This window comes from Kluyvera georgiana ATCC 51603 (assembly GCF_001654985.1).
Taxonomy (GTDB): Bacteria; Pseudomonadota; Gammaproteobacteria; order Enterobacterales; family Enterobacteriaceae; genus Kluyvera; species Kluyvera georgiana.
On record NZ_LXEU01000138.1, the window covers coordinates 1 to 583 of the forward strand.

Genomic DNA, 583 nt, shown 5'->3' on the forward strand with positions numbered 1-583 from the left:
TAAAAAATACCCGGCAGCGTGGAAACGCTGCCGGGTATTTTAAAACCGCAATGCGCGATTACCCCTGATGAGGCATGAGCTCCGGATGGCCTTTCACCGGCGGTTTACTGCTGGTCAACGCGGCTTCATCCGCACTGATGCTGCCGGAGTTATCCGCCCAGACGCCTTCCTGCGTTTTTGTCACCTGCTGATGCTGTGCATTCAGATCCTGGCCCATCGCCGCGATGTGCGTGCTCTCGGTACCGCCGCTGTTATCCGCCCAGGGGATGATGGCGTCCTGCGCAAAAGCCATACCGGAAATCAGCGTCGCAGCCAGCGCTGCCGTTGTCAGAATCGTTTTCATATCTCGCACCTCTATTTATTAGCATGCTACTATTTTACACAGTGATTATTATTCAAGTGACGGCAAGATATAACAGAACGTTTCTCGAAGGGACAGCTGATACAGGGCAATATAACGGGATCGTCGCGTACAGCGGACGTTGGCCAATTGAGCACCGCCGGCAATATGTTACCAGCATCACAATCTTTGCTACGCTTCGACACAGCTTTGTGACCGAAGGCATAAAAAAAGCGGCCCTCA

Annotated in this window: 2 protein-coding genes; one reads left to right on the forward strand and one right to left on the reverse strand. The window is 52.8% G+C overall.

The features are described 5' to 3' along the window. Nucleotides 1–58 precede the first annotated feature (58 nt). Nucleotides 59–343 (reverse strand): hypothetical protein, encoded by a 285-nt coding sequence (locus tag M989_RS24025; RefSeq protein ID WP_064549270.1) that lies wholly within the window; start codon nucleotides 341–343, stop codon nucleotides 59–61. A 23-nt stretch (nucleotides 344–366) separates the two neighbouring features. Between M989_RS24025 and M989_RS26125 the strand changes: the two genes are divergently transcribed. Continuing rightward, on the forward strand, nucleotides 367–583 hold a 217-nt coding region (locus tag M989_RS26125; protein ID WP_209438784.1), incomplete at its 3' end, for a hypothetical protein.